General features: G+C 71.1%; 16 protein-coding genes. 8 read left to right on the plus strand and 8 right to left on the minus strand.

Going from position 1 to position 13,082, the window contains the following annotated elements:
• Positions 1 to 6: 6 nt before the first annotated feature.
• The 7 genes from ACH4D5_RS28950 to ACH4D5_RS28980 form a co-directional block, all read right to left on the minus strand.
• Positions 7 to 1,029: a FecCD family ABC transporter permease gene (locus tag ACH4D5_RS28950; protein ID WP_398308028.1), complete on the minus strand. Its 1,023-nt coding sequence runs from the start codon at positions 1,027 to 1,029 to the stop codon at positions 7 to 9.
• On the minus strand, positions 1,026 to 2,021 hold the full coding sequence (locus ACH4D5_RS28955) for an ABC transporter substrate-binding protein (RefSeq protein WP_398308030.1): 996 nt from the start codon (positions 2,019 to 2,021) through the stop codon (positions 1,026 to 1,028). Before ACH4D5_RS28955 ends, ACH4D5_RS28950 begins: the two co-directional genes overlap by 4 nt.
• A 46-nt stretch (positions 2,022 to 2,067) precedes the next feature.
• Complete coding sequence (locus ACH4D5_RS28960; protein ID WP_398308032.1) at positions 2,068 to 2,919, minus strand: siderophore-interacting protein; 852 nt, start codon at positions 2,917 to 2,919, stop codon at positions 2,068 to 2,070.
• A complete protein-coding gene (locus ACH4D5_RS28965) occupies positions 2,916 to 3,155 on the minus strand; it encodes a phosphopantetheine-binding protein (RefSeq protein WP_398308034.1) in 240 nt (79 codons plus the stop codon). Before ACH4D5_RS28965 ends, ACH4D5_RS28960 begins: the two co-directional genes overlap by 4 nt.
• A gap of 157 nt (positions 3,156 to 3,312) precedes the next feature.
• Complete coding sequence (locus tag ACH4D5_RS28970) at positions 3,313 to 4,707, minus strand: mycothione reductase (protein WP_398308036.1); 1,395 nt, start codon at positions 4,705 to 4,707, stop codon at positions 3,313 to 3,315.
• Positions 4,708 to 4,810: 103 nt separating this feature from the next.
• Complete coding sequence (locus tag ACH4D5_RS28975; protein ID WP_398308038.1) at positions 4,811 to 5,083, minus strand: hypothetical protein; 273 nt, start codon at positions 5,081 to 5,083, stop codon at positions 4,811 to 4,813.
• A 55-nt stretch (positions 5,084 to 5,138) separates the two neighbouring features.
• Positions 5,139 to 5,705 (minus strand): DoxX family protein, encoded by a 567-nt coding sequence (locus ACH4D5_RS28980; RefSeq protein WP_398308040.1) that lies wholly within the window; start codon positions 5,703 to 5,705, stop codon positions 5,139 to 5,141.
• A gap of 131 nt (positions 5,706 to 5,836) precedes the next feature.
• Here ACH4D5_RS28980 and ACH4D5_RS28985 point away from each other — a divergent pair, with 131 nt between their 5' ends.
• The 4 genes from ACH4D5_RS28985 (at position 5,837) to ACH4D5_RS29000 (ending at position 8,230) form a co-directional block, all read left to right on the plus strand.
• Positions 5,837 to 5,983 carry a hypothetical protein gene (locus ACH4D5_RS28985; RefSeq protein WP_362989886.1) on the plus strand — a complete coding sequence of 49 codons (147 nt, stop codon included), beginning with the start codon at positions 5,837 to 5,839 and terminating at the stop codon, positions 5,981 to 5,983.
• 100 nt (positions 5,984 to 6,083) lie between these two features.
• Entirely contained in the window at positions 6,084 to 6,656 is a 573-nt protein-coding gene (locus ACH4D5_RS28990; RefSeq protein WP_398308042.1) for a dihydrofolate reductase family protein, read from the plus strand.
• Between the two features lie 70 nt (positions 6,657 to 6,726).
• Positions 6,727 to 7,680: a YdcF family protein gene (locus tag ACH4D5_RS28995; protein ID WP_398308457.1), complete on the plus strand. Its 954-nt coding sequence runs from the start codon at positions 6,727 to 6,729 to the stop codon at positions 7,678 to 7,680.
• A 148-nt stretch (positions 7,681 to 7,828) separates the two neighbouring features.
• On the plus strand, positions 7,829 to 8,230 hold the full coding sequence (locus ACH4D5_RS29000) for a hypothetical protein (protein ID WP_398308044.1): 402 nt from the start codon (positions 7,829 to 7,831) through the stop codon (positions 8,228 to 8,230).
• Here ACH4D5_RS29000 and ACH4D5_RS29005 read toward each other — a convergent pair.
• On the minus strand, positions 8,217 to 8,801 hold the full coding sequence (locus tag ACH4D5_RS29005) for an AAA family ATPase (RefSeq protein ID WP_398308046.1): 585 nt from the start codon (positions 8,799 to 8,801) through the stop codon (positions 8,217 to 8,219). The two genes, ACH4D5_RS29000 and ACH4D5_RS29005, sit on opposite strands and share 14 nt — an antisense overlap.
• Before the next feature lie 358 nt (positions 8,802 to 9,159).
• Between ACH4D5_RS29005 and ACH4D5_RS29010 the strand changes: the two genes are divergently transcribed.
• From ACH4D5_RS29010 to ACH4D5_RS29025, 4 genes are all read left to right on the plus strand, one after another.
• Positions 9,160 to 9,798 (plus strand): carbonic anhydrase, encoded by a 639-nt coding sequence (locus tag ACH4D5_RS29010; RefSeq protein WP_398308048.1) that lies wholly within the window; start codon positions 9,160 to 9,162, stop codon positions 9,796 to 9,798.
• Between the two features lie 53 nt (positions 9,799 to 9,851).
• Complete coding sequence (locus ACH4D5_RS29015) at positions 9,852 to 11,378, plus strand: SulP family inorganic anion transporter (RefSeq protein WP_398308050.1); 1,527 nt, start codon at positions 9,852 to 9,854, stop codon at positions 11,376 to 11,378.
• A gap of 124 nt (positions 11,379 to 11,502) precedes the next feature.
• Positions 11,503 to 11,655, plus strand: a complete 153-nt coding sequence (locus ACH4D5_RS29020; protein ID WP_398308052.1) for a hypothetical protein — start codon at positions 11,503 to 11,505, stop codon at positions 11,653 to 11,655.
• Positions 11,656 to 11,857: 202 nt separating this feature from the next.
• Positions 11,858 to 13,075: a hypothetical protein gene (locus ACH4D5_RS29025; protein WP_398308054.1), complete on the plus strand. Its 1,218-nt coding sequence runs from the start codon at positions 11,858 to 11,860 to the stop codon at positions 13,073 to 13,075.
• Positions 13,076 to 13,082: the final 7 nt, after the last annotated feature.

The following is a 13,082-nucleotide window of genomic DNA, read 5'->3' on the forward strand; positions in this document are numbered from 1 at the left end:
GTGTGCTCACAGTGCCCCCGCCCCGTAGCGGCGGACGGCCCAGATCAGCATGGGTCCGCCGAGGAACGCGGTCACGACGGCCACCGGCACCTCGCCGGTGGGGAGCAGCACCCGCGAGCCGATGTCGGCGACGAGGAGCAGGATCGGGCCGAGCACCATCGAGTGGAGGATGAGCCACGGCACCGAGCCTCCGGCGGGTCTGCGTACCAGGTGCGGCACAATCAGGCCGACGAAGAGGATCGGTCCCGCGACCGCTGTCGCCGCGCCGCTGAGCACGGTGATCAGCACGAGCGCGGCGACCCGCACCCGGCTGACGTTCGCGCCCAGGGTGTGCGCGACGGTCTCGCCGAGCGACAGGGCGTTGAGCGCCCGGCTCAGCAGCAGGGCGCCGATCAGGGCGGCCCCGATGACGGTCAACGGCAGGGCCAGCGGCGCCTGTTCGCGTGCCGCGAGGGAGCCGACCGACCAGAACCGGTACGCGTCGAAGGTGTCGGGGAGCATCAGCCGCAGACCCAGTGCGACGCCGCTCAGGACGGCGGTCAGGGCCACGCCGGCGAGCACCAGACGCAGCGGCGAGTGCCGTCCGACGGCGGCGACGAGGAGCGCCGCGCCGACGGAGCCGAGGACCGCGAAGCCCAGTTCGCCGGCCTGACCGGCCGTCAGGCCGAGTGCCGAGCCGATGGTGATGGAGAATCCGGCGCCCGCGGTGACCCCGAGGATGCCGGGCTCGGCCAGCGGGTTGCGGGCCAAGGTCTGGATGAGCGCGCCCGCCACCGCGAGGGCGGCGCCCACCGCGACGGCGAGCAGCGCCCGTGGTGCCCGGACGTCGCGCACGACCACGTGGTCGTCGGTGCCCCGGTAGTCGAAGAGGGCCCGCAGGACCTCGCCGGGTGCGACGGAGCGGGCTCCGACGCCGATGCTGAGCACGGCGACGACGGCCAGCAGCACGAGGCCGCCGATGAGCAGGCCGGTCTGCGGGACGGCCCGTCTGGTCACGGCCGCCTCGGAGGCGCGGCCCGCGACGGTCACCGCTTCAGGAGGGGCGCGAACGACGTGTCGATCGCGTCCAGGGTCTTCATGGCCTGCCCGTAGGTCGCGGCCTCGGTGTAGCGGATCGGGAAGGTCTTGCCGGCCTTGACGGCGGGCAGGTTCTTCCAGAGCTTCGAGTCCATGACGTACTTCACCGGCTTGGGGATGCTGCCGTCGGCGTTGACCGAGTAGGTGATGGCGTCGGCCTTGCCGAGCGCGGCCGGGAGCTCCTCGATGGACGGGTACTCACTGACCGCCTTCGAACCGGGTCCCGGCTTCTTGACCTTGCCGTAGTACTTGGCGCCGACGTCCTCGGCGATGTTGGTGCCCCACGAACCGCCGAACTCCCGCTGGAAGGTGCCCTTCGCGGTCTCGCCGTACGCGCCGACGTGCCCGAGCTTGAGCTTCGGGAGCACGTCCTTGTACTTCTTGGCCAGCTCGCCGGCCTTGGCCTCGTACGTGGCCTTTGCGACGTCGAACTTCTTGAGCGCGCCCGCCGCGTCGGACTGCTTGTGCGTCAGTTTGCGCCACGCGGACGGCACGGTCGGGCCGATCGCCACGACCGGGGCGATGCCCTCGAGCCGCTTGACGTCGATGTCACCGAGCACCGGGGCGGGGACGCCGATGACGATCAGGTCGGGCTCGGCCTCGGCGATGGCCTCGTAGTTGGTCTCGGTCGCCAGCTCGCCCGCCACCTTGGGCGTCTTCTTGTACGTGGCGAGGTCCTGCTTGCTCATCATCGGCTCGCCGCGCTTCCACGACGAGATGCCGACGAGCGGGGCGCCGCCCTCGATCATGGCCGGGACGGCGTAGCCGGTGGCCACCACACGCTTCGGGTCGGCCGGGATGGTGATCTTGCCGTTGTCGGCGGCGAAGACCCGGGTCTTCCCCTTGCCCGAGTCGTCCGAGCCACCGTCCGACGACCCGCATCCGGTCACCACCAGGGCCAGCGCCACGGCGCCGACCAGGGCCGACGATCTGCGTATGGACATGTTTTTACGCTCCTTGTTGCTTGGATGAGGCATCAGTGACAGTGGGTCAGTGGTCGTCTTCGTCGAAGTCGGCGACGCCGCGCTTCCAGTAGCCGGTGATGTCGTGATCGGCCTTGTCCAGCCCGAGCACGTCGCGGACCCAGCGGCGCAGCGGCTTGATCTGCCCGGCCTCGCCGGCGACCCACACGTAGACCCGCTCGCCCTCGGGCACGGTCACGGCGGTCACGGCCCGTTCCAGCGCGCCACCCGTGCCCGCCGGGACGCCGCCCCGGTGCAGCCAGCGCACCTCGACGCCCTCGGGCGCGGACAGCTCGATCTCCTCGCCGGCGTCGGCGACTTCGACGAACGCCCAGCCCCGCGCCGTCCGGGGCAGTTCCTCCAGCCAGCGCGCGATCGCGGGCAGCGCCGTGATGTCGCCCGCGAGGAGATAGCGGTCGTAGGTGTGCGGCACGATCAGCCCGCCGGGCGGTCCGGCGACGTGCACGACGGCTCCCGGCTCGACCGCGTGCGCCCAGTCCGACGCGAGCCCGCCGTCGTGCGGCACGATGTCGATGTCGAGCTCACCGGTCACCGGGTCGTACCGGCGCACGGTGTACTCCCGCGAGGTGGGGGCAGGTCGCGGCCAGCGCAGCATCGCCCCGTTCCGCTCGGGCAGCCGCAGCGAGCCGTCCGGCTCCGGGAACACGAGCTTCACGTGCTCATCCGGGGCGTGCGCCTCGAACCCCTCGGTGCCGGGCCCGCCCAGGGTCAGCCTCAGCAGACCGGTGCCGACCATGGCGGTGCGGACGACCTCGACCTCCCGGATGCCGATCGGGTAGCCCACCTTCTCGGCGTGCAGGCCCGCGCGGACCTCGGCGATCCGGTCCAGGTGCCGGTGCCGGTGGTCGACGCGGCTCACGCGGCACGCCCCGTCAGGAGCTCCGTCCAGTGGCCGAGTTCGGGCTGCTCGGCGAGGTCGGGGAACTCCAGCGTGGTCGCCCCCGCCGCACGCCAGCGCTGGACCAGCGTCATGATCCGCACCGAGTCGAGACCGAGGTCGAAGAGGTCGTCGCCGGGAGCGATCTCGGTGGGCTCGCAGTCGAGCAGCTCCGCGATGTCGGCGCGGACGCGCTCGGGCGACAGGGTCTGGCTCATCGGATGGCTCTCCTTCGAAAACGGGTGCCGACAGCACGGCAGGCCCGTCGACCCCTGCGTACTGAGGCAAGGCTAACCTAACTTAATCTTGGTCATGGCATGCAAACGGGAGGCCCTCCAAAGGGCCTCCCGTGGATCTGCCTCAGCTGTCGCCGCGTCACATGGACGGTGGTCGCCGCCGGTTGTCGGGCGCCACATCGAGGAGAGCGTTCTCGACGACCTCGGCGAGGGCCGGATGGATCCACAGCGGACGGGCGGCGACGTCCCGGGCCGAAAGACCGAAGGTCATGGCGAGGACCAGCGGCTGGATGAGCGTGGCGGCCTGCGGGCCGAGCACGTGCGCGCCGAGCAGACGGCCCGATCCCCGGTCGGCCAGCACCTTGCAGAAGCCCTGGCCGTCCTCGAGCGCCCAGCCGTACGCCACATCCTCGTACCGGCACGAACCGACCACGTAGTCCCGGCCCTGTTCACGGGCCTCCTGCTCGGTGAGCCCCACCTGGGCGATCTCGGGGCGCGCGAACACGGCGGCGGGCACGACGTCGTAGGACATCGTGCGCGGCTCGTCGGGGTGCAGCAGATTGTGGGCCACCACCTCGCCCTCGCGGTTGGCCACGTGCTTCAAGGGCGGCCCGGCGGCGATGTCGCCGAGCGCCCAGACCCCGGCGGCGCTGGTGCGCAGCTGCGCGTCGACCTCGATCAGGCCCTTGTCGTCGCAGGTGATGCCGGCCCGGTCCAGGTCGAGCCGGTCGCTGTTCGGCTTGCGGCCAGCGGCGACGAGCAACGTGTCCGCTTCGAGGACGGAACCGTCGTCGAGAGTCAGCCGCAGCTGTCCGGGGCTTCCCTCCACGCGCGTCAGCTCCCGGCCGAGACGCAGGTCGAAGCTGTCGCGCACGATGTCGGTGAAGGCCGCCGCGATCGACTCGTCCTGCTCGGAGAGCAGCCGGTCCTGCTGCTCGACGACGGTGACCGCGGTGCCCGCGGCGTGGAAGACGTGTGCCAGTTCGGCGGCGATGTAGCCGCCGCCGAGCACCACCATGCGCTCGGGAACCTCGTCGAGCCGCATCACGGTGTCGGACGTCTCGTAGGGCAGCCCGGACTCCGCGACCACCGGCGGGACCGCGGGGCGGCCGCCCGCGACGACGACGATCCGGTCCGCGCCGACCTGTTCCGTCCCGTCCGCCGTCTCCACCAGGAGCTCGCGCTCCCCGGTGAACCGGGCGCGCCCGCGGTACACGGTCACGAAGTCCGACGCACGGCGGCCTTCCTCGCCTTCGCGCGCGACGGCGTCGAGCCGCCCGAAGACGCGTTCCTGGACGCCCGCCCAAGAGACTCCGTCGGGTTTCGCCCGTACGTTGTGCCGTTCGGCCTCGCGGACGGTGTCGGCCACTTCCGCCGTCACGGCGAGCATCTTGCTGGGGATGCAGCCCACGTTCAGGCAGGTGCCGCCGAAGGGGCCCTCCGCGACGAGAGCCACGTCCAGATGCGAGAAGCGGTCGTCGATCAGCGCGTTGCCGGTGCCCGCGCCGAGGACAAGGAGATCATGATGTCTCATATGTGGAGCGTATCCGCGTATGCCCGTTACACACCTGGGGAGCGGCGCGGCCGTCCGTCATGGGTGCCGCCGCGGCCGCCCGTCACAGGTGCCCGGCCGTCCGTCACAGATGCCGCGGCGGGCTGTTGCGGACGGCCGAGCGGCGCGCCCACAGCGCGCACGCCAGCAGCACGAGTCCGGCGAAGCTGTACGCCCACGCGTTGGACGCGCCCGTCGCCGCGCCGACCCCCCAGGCCAGCGACCACACGGCGAACAGAACGCACAGGGCGCTCCACGCGAGCGTCCACATCCGGTGGCGTGCCTCGAGACGCTGCGCGGTACCGCGCTCCATCTCCCCCATGCCGGGCTCGCCGCCCGGCTCTTCACGTATCGTCATAAGCCCCCGGGTGCCCCGGAGTTGATGGGTGAATCACCCCCGGAACCCCCGGCACTCACAAGTGGCGCGTGACGGCCTGCTGGGCGCTCGCGGACGCCGAGCGGACCGCCCCGGCCGCGTTCCCCGCCACGCCGCTCAGCGTGTGCGCGGCCTCGCGCCGGGTGCGGCGGGCCGCCCGTCGGCCGCTGACCGCCGCGCTCCGGGTGCGGTACGCGACCGACGGCTTGCCGTGGGTGTCGGCCGCCGCCAGCAGCAGCCCTCCGAGCAGCGAGACGTTCTTGATGAACTGGGTGCGCTGGGCGGCCCGCTGCTCGGGGTCCTTCTCCTTCCACCAGGCGTGCCCGGCCAGGGTGGTCGGCACGAGGGTGCCCGCCAGCGCGAGGGCGGCCACGCGCGGCAGCCGCCCGGTGGCGAGCATCAGGCCGGCGCCCAGCTGTACGGCACCGTTGATGCGGACGAGGCGCTCCGGATCCTCCGTGAGCCAGGGGATGCGGGAGCTCACCGGAGCCGTGACGGGCTCGGCGGCCGGGGCCACGCGCTGCGGGTCCCTGAGCGTGTGCAGCCCGCCGGTGACGAAGACGGAGGCGAGCATCGGGCGTGCGCATTTCCTGAGAACAGCCATGCCTTCCGGCTGCCCCCAATGCACACACTCAGACACGGTTTCGAGGATCCGCTCGGGGTACGGGGAACAGGAATCCCGAGACAACCCGACGACACCCACCGCCTCGGCGGTGAGAGCCCCAGGAGGACCTCATGGCCGGACTGCTCGCACGCATCAGGGCGTACAGCCGCACCCCGCAGGGCCGACGGACCGTCAGTTCCGTGCGCCGGGCCGCCGCCGACCCGCGCAAGCGCGCGCAGGCCCGTTCGCTCCTCTCCCGGCTGCGCGGACGCCGCTGACCCGGCGCGCGCCCGACGAGGCGGGCGAAGATCGATGAGTTTCTCCACGTCCCGCGGTCATCAGTGATAATCGACGGCCCAGACCTTCAGGAGAACTCAGATGCGCACGCTGATCAGCACCGCCTTCGTCTCGCTCGACGGCGTCGTGGAGGCCCCCGGCGGCGAGCCCGGTTACCGGAACTCCGGGTGGACGTTCAAGGACATCGAGTTCGTCCCGGAGGCGTTCGAGATCAAGGGCCGGGAGCAGCAGGAGGCCACCGCGATGCTGCTGGGCCGGGTCAGCTACGAGGCGTTCAGCCAGGTCTGGCCCGACATGGCGGACTTCGCCGACTACAAGTCGATGCCCAAGTACGTCGTCTCCACCACCCTCGGCGAGGGCGACCTGGTGGCGGACTGGGGCGAGACGACGATCCTGCGCTCGCTCGACGAGGTCGCCGCGCTGAAGGAGACGGAGGGCGGCCCGATCATCGTGCACGGCAGCGCCGCCCTCAACCGGAGCCTCTCGGACGCCGGCCTCATCGACCGCTACCACCTGCTCGTGTTCCCCCTGCTGCTCGGCGCGGGGAAGCGGCTGTTCAGCGACACGGACAAGGACACCCAGAAGTTGAAGCTCGTCGAGCACGAGGCCTACGCCAACGGCCTGCAGAAGAACGTCTTCGACGTGATCCGCTGAGCCGACTGTGACTGTGCGGACTTTGATCTACGCCCCGGCGGCGCTGCTCTTCCTCGCCTTCTGCTGGCGCATGGTGCGCGAGCGCCGCCGGTTCGGCAACGCGGTGCTGCTCGGGCTCGCCGCGCTCTGCGGGCTTGCGGCCTGGATGTACGAACTGGTCTCGTCCGGCTCCACATCGGGGCTGGTCGTCGCCGTCTCGCTGCTCGCCCTGGGTGGCGTGGGCATCCTCGTGCTCGTGTGGCTGCTCTTCCTCAACGGCCTGCGGATGGTGCGCAAGGAGGGCAGAAGCCCCACCAACATGCTTTCCCTGATGGGTGCCCTGTGCATCGTCGCCGTCGTGGCCCTGGTGGTCACGGCCGCCGTCCTGCGGACGCCGGTGATGATCGGCGTGGGCGTGGCGGCACTCGGCCTCACCTGTTACATCTCGTTCCTGTTCCTGAGTTTCGTCGTGTACGCGTTCCTCTACGGCCGGCTGCGCATCCGCCGCAAGGCCGACTTCGTGGTCGTGCTGGGCTCCGGCCTCATCGGCGGGTCCACGGTGCCGCCGCTGCTGGCGAGCCGGCTCCTGCGGGCGCAGGAGGTGCACGCGCTGCTCAGCAAGCGCGGTGGCGCGCCCGTTCTCATCACGTCCGGAGGGCAGGGGCCGGACGAGGACGTGCCGGAGTCCCACGCGATGGCCGACTTCCTGACGGAGCGCGGCTTCCCCGCCGACCTGATCGAACGCGAGGACCGGTCGACGACGACCGAGGAGAACCTGCGGTTCAGCAAGGCGATCATGGAGAAGTCCGATCCGGGCTACCGGTGCGTCGTCGTGACGAACAACTACCACGCGTTCAGGGCCGCGCTCACGGCCCGGCGGCTCGGCGTCAGGGGCCAGGTCGTCGGCTCGACCACGGCGGCGTACTTCTGGCCCAACGCGACGATCCGCGAGTTCGCCGCCGTCCTCGTCGCCTACAAGCGGACCAACATCGCCATGTGCCTGCTGTTCGTCCTCGGTGGCGTGCTGGCCTGGGCCGCGCGCTGAGCCGAGCATGTGAGCGGCCGCGTCTCTGTCCCACCAAGGCGCGGCCGCTCTCGCGCGCCACCCGTTTCTCCGCATGTCATTTCAGTAGAAAAGCCCTTTTTCTCCCTACGGTGGGCGGGTCGTACACCGAACCCACCCTGGAGTGCTCATGCGTCCCGCCCTGTCCCGTACCGTCGCCCTCTCCGCCGGCCTGCTGCTCTGCGCCGCCCCGGTGACCGCGTCCCTGGCCGTCGCCGACCCGGCAGCCCCCGCCCACGGTCAGCACGCGGCACCCAAGAAAGCGACCCTGACGGCGAAGGCCACGGTCAGATCGATCAAGGCGTGGGAGCAGTTCCGGGTCTACGGCTCCAGCACCGGGATGCGGGCGGGGACGCAGGTGACGCTGCAGCAACTGCAGAAGAAGCGCTGGGTGTCGCTGCCGATCCGGATGAAGACCAACAGGGCCGGGGCCTACAACCTGCGGGTCAAGCTCGGCATCAAGGGCCTCAACAAGATCCGCATCGTCGGCGGGGGCGCCGTCTCGAACGTCGTGCAGGTCACCGTCCGCTGACGCGGGCCGCACGCGTCGAGGGCGGGCCGTTGCGGATGGCGTCGATCGTCTCGTCCAGAGACATCTCCGAGCTGTCGAACCACTCGCCCTCGCCCGCGAGTTCGTTCCGCATCGCCCGGTCCAGGAAGGACCAGTCGTCCGCGAGGACCTTGTCCCGTGCGGTGAGCCGCCGGGACACGACCTTCACCGAGGGCGCGAGCACGATCAGCCGCAGCGGCAGGCCCTTCAGGTGCTCCCGGTAGAACTCCAGGTGCGCGCGCCGGACGACGACGTCGTCGATGACGGGCACGACACCGGCCGCGTGGAAGCTGCGCGCCAAGGCCGCCGCGTTGCGTGCCCGCAGCAGCAGTTGGCGGTCCGCCTCCACGTCCTCCTCCGGCGTGGGCAGGCGGCCGCCCGAGACGATGAGGTCCTGGAGGTGGTCACCCTCGATGTGCGCTCCGAGGGGAAACCGCCGGGCCAGGCCGTCCGACACCGAACTCTTCCCGGATCCCGGAATGCCGACGACGAGAAACACGTGCGGAGCCGGTTCGGTGTCGACGGCCTGACCCTGGAACGAGGTTTCCGGCATGCCTTGTGCAACTCTCCTCTACGTGCCCGGCGGCGGTCCGTCGCAGCGGTGCGACTGCAATGCCGGGCGAACGGAATCGCTTCACATACCGCACACAACCTCCCCCACGATCTTTACCCAACGGTTGATTACTGGATCAATTCCCAGTTGAGGGGCGCTTATTACTCAACCTTTGGCAGGATTTTGCTCTGTCATCTCACCGTAATGCGATGGCAAAGTGGGTGACACGACAGCCGTACAGGCTGACCGGGGCGACAGCGACCCGCCGTCACGGCGGGCCCGTGCCGCCCCACCGTCACCATCGACCCGACCACACCGCGTCCCGGCACCGCCGAAGCGACGCAGGAGGCAGGCCACCTTGAAGTCACTGATAGCCAACGCCCGTTCGTTCGCCACGACGCACGTGGCAGACCCCCGGAACGCAGCGGCATTCCAGGCCCTCGGCGCCGGGCAGTCACCGGAAGCCCTGTTCGTCACGTGCTCGGACTCACGCGTCGTACCGGCCCTGATCACCGGAGCACGCCCGGGCGAACTCTTCGAGCTCCGCACGGCGGGCAACATCGTCCCGCCCTACCCCGCCGGCGGCACGCACCCCGACAGCGGCCCCATGAGCGAGGCAGCCACCATCGAGTACGCGGTGTGCGTCCTCGGCGTCCGCGACATCGTCGTCTGCGGACACTCCCACTGCGGCGCGGTGGGCGCGCTGGTGCGGCGCGAGGACCTGTCGGCCGTGCCGGCGGTGCGCGACTGGCTGGAGCACTCCGTCGCCCCCGACGACGCCCTGCGCTCCCTCACCCCCACCTCGGCGGACGTGGCGGAAGCCGTGCAGACACACGTGCTCGCCCAGGTGGAGCGGCTGCGGGCGTACCCCTGCGTCCAGGAGCGCCTCGCCGAAGGCTCACTCACGCTGCACGCCTGGTACTACGAAGTCCACACGGGCACCGTCACCGCCCACCGGCCGTCGGACACCGGCCGGCCGTCGTTCAGTCCTCTGTGAGTGCCGCCGCTCTCCCCTGACCGGCCCACCCACACGACAGGACCCCCACCCTCATGTCCTCGCTTCCTTCCCCTTCCTCCCCCCTCCGCTCGCCCTTCAGCGCCCTGCGCGAACCGGGCGTGCTGCGTCGGGACATACTCGCCTCACTCGTCGTCTTCCTGGTCGCCCTGCCGCTGTGCGTCGGCGTGGCGGTCGCCTCCGGTGTGCCGGCCGAGCTCGGCCTCGTCACCGGCATCGTCGGCGGAATCGTCGTCGGCTGCCTGCCGGGCAGCGCCCTGCAGGTGAGCGGACCCGCCGCCGGACTGACCGTGCTGGTCTTCGAAGCCGTACGCGAGTTCGGGCTCAGCATGCTGGGCGCCATCGTGCTCCTCACCGGAGCGCTCCAGATCGTCCTCGGCCTGCTCCGCTGCGGGCGCTGGTTCCGCGCGATATCCGTCTCCGTCGTCCAGGGCATGCTGGCGGGCATCGGCCTCGTGCTGATCTTCGGCCAGCTGTACACCATGGCCGGGGCCGAGCAGCCGCGCTCCGGTGTCGACAAGATCACCGGAGTGCCCGGGCTGCTCGCCGACACCGTGCAGGACACCACGGCACTGACCGCCGCCGCCCTCGGCATCGGCACCATCGCCGTCCTCGTCCTCTGGCCGAAACTGCCCGCCGCGGCGCGCGTGGTGCCCGCCCCGCTGGCCGCCGTCGCGCTCGCCACCGCCGTCACCGCCGGATTCGGCCTCGACGTGGCCAACGTGTCGGTGCGCGGCATGGTCGACGCCATCCAGCCGCCCGGCCTCGGCGACCTGGCGGACCTGGGCACCGTGGCCGTGCTCGGCACCGTCCTCGCGTTCACCCTGATCGCGTCGGCCGAGTCGCTGTTCAGCGCGGCGGCCGTGGACCGCATGCACGACGGGCCGCGCACGCAGTACGACAAGGAGCTCGTCGCCCAGGGCGTCGGCAACACGGTGTGCGGGGTGCTCGGCGCCCTGCCGATGACCGCGGTCATCGTCCGCAGCTCCGCCAACGTCCAGGCGGGCGCCCGCACCCCTCTCTCCCGGATCCTGCACGGCGTGTGGCTCCTGCTGTTCGCGGTGCTCCTGCCTGCCGCGCTCGGCATCATCCCGCTGGCGGCGCTCGCCGGCGTCCTGGTGCACGCGGGCTGCAAGCTGATCCCCTTCAAGGAGATCGTCCCGCTCGCCCGCGCCCACCGCGGCGAGGCCGTGGTCCTCTCCGTCACGGCGATCGCCATCGTGGTGACCAACATGTTCGAGGGCGTCGTGCTCGGCCTGGTCCTCGCCGTGGTCAAGGCCGCCTGGGAGACCTCCCACATCCACCTGGACGTACGGGAGTTGACCGACGGGCGGATGGTGGTGACCCTCACCGGGAACGCCACGTTCCTGCGGCTCCCCCGCATCCTGGAGACGCTGGAAGCCATGCCGCAGGACCGGCCCATCGAGCTGGACCTCACAGAGGTCCGGCACCTGGACCACGCCTGCCGCACGACGCTGGAGAACTGGGCCCTGCGGCACAACGACAGCGGTACGGAAGCCGTCCGGATGAAGACACGTCCGGTGGCCGAGGCCGGGGCCTGACGCCCCCCTCACACCACCTGCCGCTCTACGAATTCCCCCTGCTCCGGGTGGCGAGCGCGACATGCTCGCCACCCGGTGTCCCACCCCTCGGCACAGCGTGCCGGTCAACCATGGAGGTTTCACCGTGGAACAGCTCATCAAGCGCATGACGGAGGAGTCCGTGTGGCAGAAGTGGGTCGCCGCCAACTCCGCCCAGGGCGTGAAGGAAGGCTGCATCAGCGCGACGCCGAAGAGCGGCTGCATCAGCGCCACCGGCAAGACCGGCTGTATCTCCTGACGCAGTGACCCGGCGGGGGGGGGGGGGGCCCCGGCCCCCCCCCCCCCCCCCCCCCCCCGCCCGCCCCCTACGCGCGGCGCCACCCCCCCCCCGGCAAAGCCGGGTTGTACCGCGTCCCGCGTGCCCCGGGGGGGGGGGGGCCCCCGCCGCCCCCCCCCCCGCCCCTCACTCCCCACCCCCCCCCCGTACCCCCGGAGCCCCCTTGAACCGCCTGCCGAGCGCCGACGTCCTGGAGAAGGTCCGGGACATCCCCCTCTACCGCGCGTCCGTCGAGCGCCGCGACTTCCCGATCCTGGAGAAGCCGGAGATCGCCCGGGACTTCCCGGCCAACTGGATGACCCCCGGGCTCGAACGCGCCCTGGAATCCGGCGAGGCGGAGTTCGTGCTGTCCACCGGCACCAACCACGCCCGCATGCAGCTCATCCGGCCGCCGTACTTCCTGCTCCGCTCCTACTACCGGCTGTGGAGCGAACACCCCGACCTCGGTCCCCTCTGGCACGAGGGCGCCCGGCGGATCTCACTGACCACCGTCCTCGCCACCGAGCACGTGGCGCGCGTCAACGCCCGTAAGCCGGGGGCCACCCCGGGCGAACGCTGGCTCGACGACCGGACGTTGTACCTCAACCGCCGTCTGGACCCGGCGGACTGGGACCGTGCCGAGGTCGAGCGCATGCTCGCCGAGATCCGCGAGGTGAGCGCCGCGCACCCGCGGGGTTCGTACCTCCTGGACTGCTCCGGCTATCACCTCGCGCATCTGGTCCGGAAGGTCGACGAGTGGGACCTGTGGGACCGGTTCCCCCGGCCGGGCGGCATCGTCCACGCCTACGAGTACACGCCGCTGAACGTCCGCGCGTATCTGCGCGCCCACTTCGACTGTCCGATCGTCGACCTCTTCGGCAGCACGGAACTGGGCTACCTCTTCTACAGCGCCGAGGACGGCCGCTACCGCCCTTATCTGCACGACATGAGTGTGGAGCTGATCCCGGTGGAGCCGGGCAGCGGAATCCACAGCCTCATCGTCACCAGCATCCGCAATCCGTACATGCCGCTGGTCCGCTACCGGTCCGGCGACTGTGTCCGCACCCACGACGGAAGCACGGACCCCGAGCGGATCGTCTCCTTCTGCGGCCGCGAGAAGGAACTGCTGCCGACGCCCGGCGGCCCCGTCGCACAGGCCGACCTCGACACGCGGGTCACGGCCGCGTCGCCCCGGATCTTCCTGCACCAACTGCACCTGACGGGCGAGGACCGGTGCGTGCTGCGGTGCACGACCTTCGACGAGAAGCCTCTCTCCCCCGCCGAGGACACCGAACTCGGCTCGACCGTCAGCGAGTTGACGGGCCGCACCTGCCGTGTGGAGCACGTCACCCACGTCCCGATCGGGCGTTCCGGCAAGTACGCCTGGCTGACCACGTCCTAGCGCCGAA

Source organism: Streptomyces sp. NPDC018029 (assembly GCF_044327655.1).
In the GTDB taxonomy this organism is placed as follows: Bacteria; Actinomycetota; Actinomycetes; order Streptomycetales; family Streptomycetaceae; genus Streptomyces.

Excerpts from the sequence above, each read along its gene's own strand:
- ACH4D5_RS28995 (WP_398308457.1), top strand. The coding sequence starts at position 6,727 with ATGGTGCGCGAGCGCCGCCGGTTCGGCAACGCGGTGCTGCTCGGGCTC.
- ACH4D5_RS28985 (WP_362989886.1), top strand. The coding sequence starts at position 5,837 with ATGGCCGGACTGCTCGCACGCATCAGGGCGTACAGCCGCACCCCGCAG.
- ACH4D5_RS28975 (WP_398308038.1), bottom strand. The coding sequence starts at position 5,083 with ATGACGATACGTGAAGAGCCGGGCGGCGAGCCCGGCATGGGGGAGATG.
- ACH4D5_RS29005 (WP_398308046.1), bottom strand. The coding sequence starts at position 8,801 with ATGCCGGAAACCTCGTTCCAGGGTCAGGCCGTCGACACCGAACCGGCT.
- ACH4D5_RS29000 (WP_398308044.1), top strand. The coding sequence starts at position 7,829 with ATGCGTCCCGCCCTGTCCCGTACCGTCGCCCTCTCCGCCGGCCTGCTG.
- ACH4D5_RS28965 (WP_398308034.1), bottom strand. The coding sequence starts at position 3,155 with ATGAGCCAGACCCTGTCGCCCGAGCGCGTCCGCGCCGACATCGCGGAG.
- ACH4D5_RS28980 (WP_398308040.1), bottom strand. The coding sequence starts at position 5,705 with ATGGCTGTTCTCAGGAAATGCGCACGCCCGATGCTCGCCTCCGTCTTC.
- ACH4D5_RS28990 (WP_398308042.1), top strand. The coding sequence starts at position 6,084 with ATGCGCACGCTGATCAGCACCGCCTTCGTCTCGCTCGACGGCGTCGTG.
- ACH4D5_RS28970 (WP_398308036.1), bottom strand. The coding sequence starts at position 4,707 with ATGAGACATCATGATCTCCTTGTCCTCGGCGCGGGCACCGGCAACGCG.
- ACH4D5_RS29015 (WP_398308050.1), top strand. The coding sequence starts at position 9,852 with ATGTCCTCGCTTCCTTCCCCTTCCTCCCCCCTCCGCTCGCCCTTCAGC.
- ACH4D5_RS28955 (WP_398308030.1), bottom strand. The coding sequence starts at position 2,021 with ATGTCCATACGCAGATCGTCGGCCCTGGTCGGCGCCGTGGCGCTGGCC.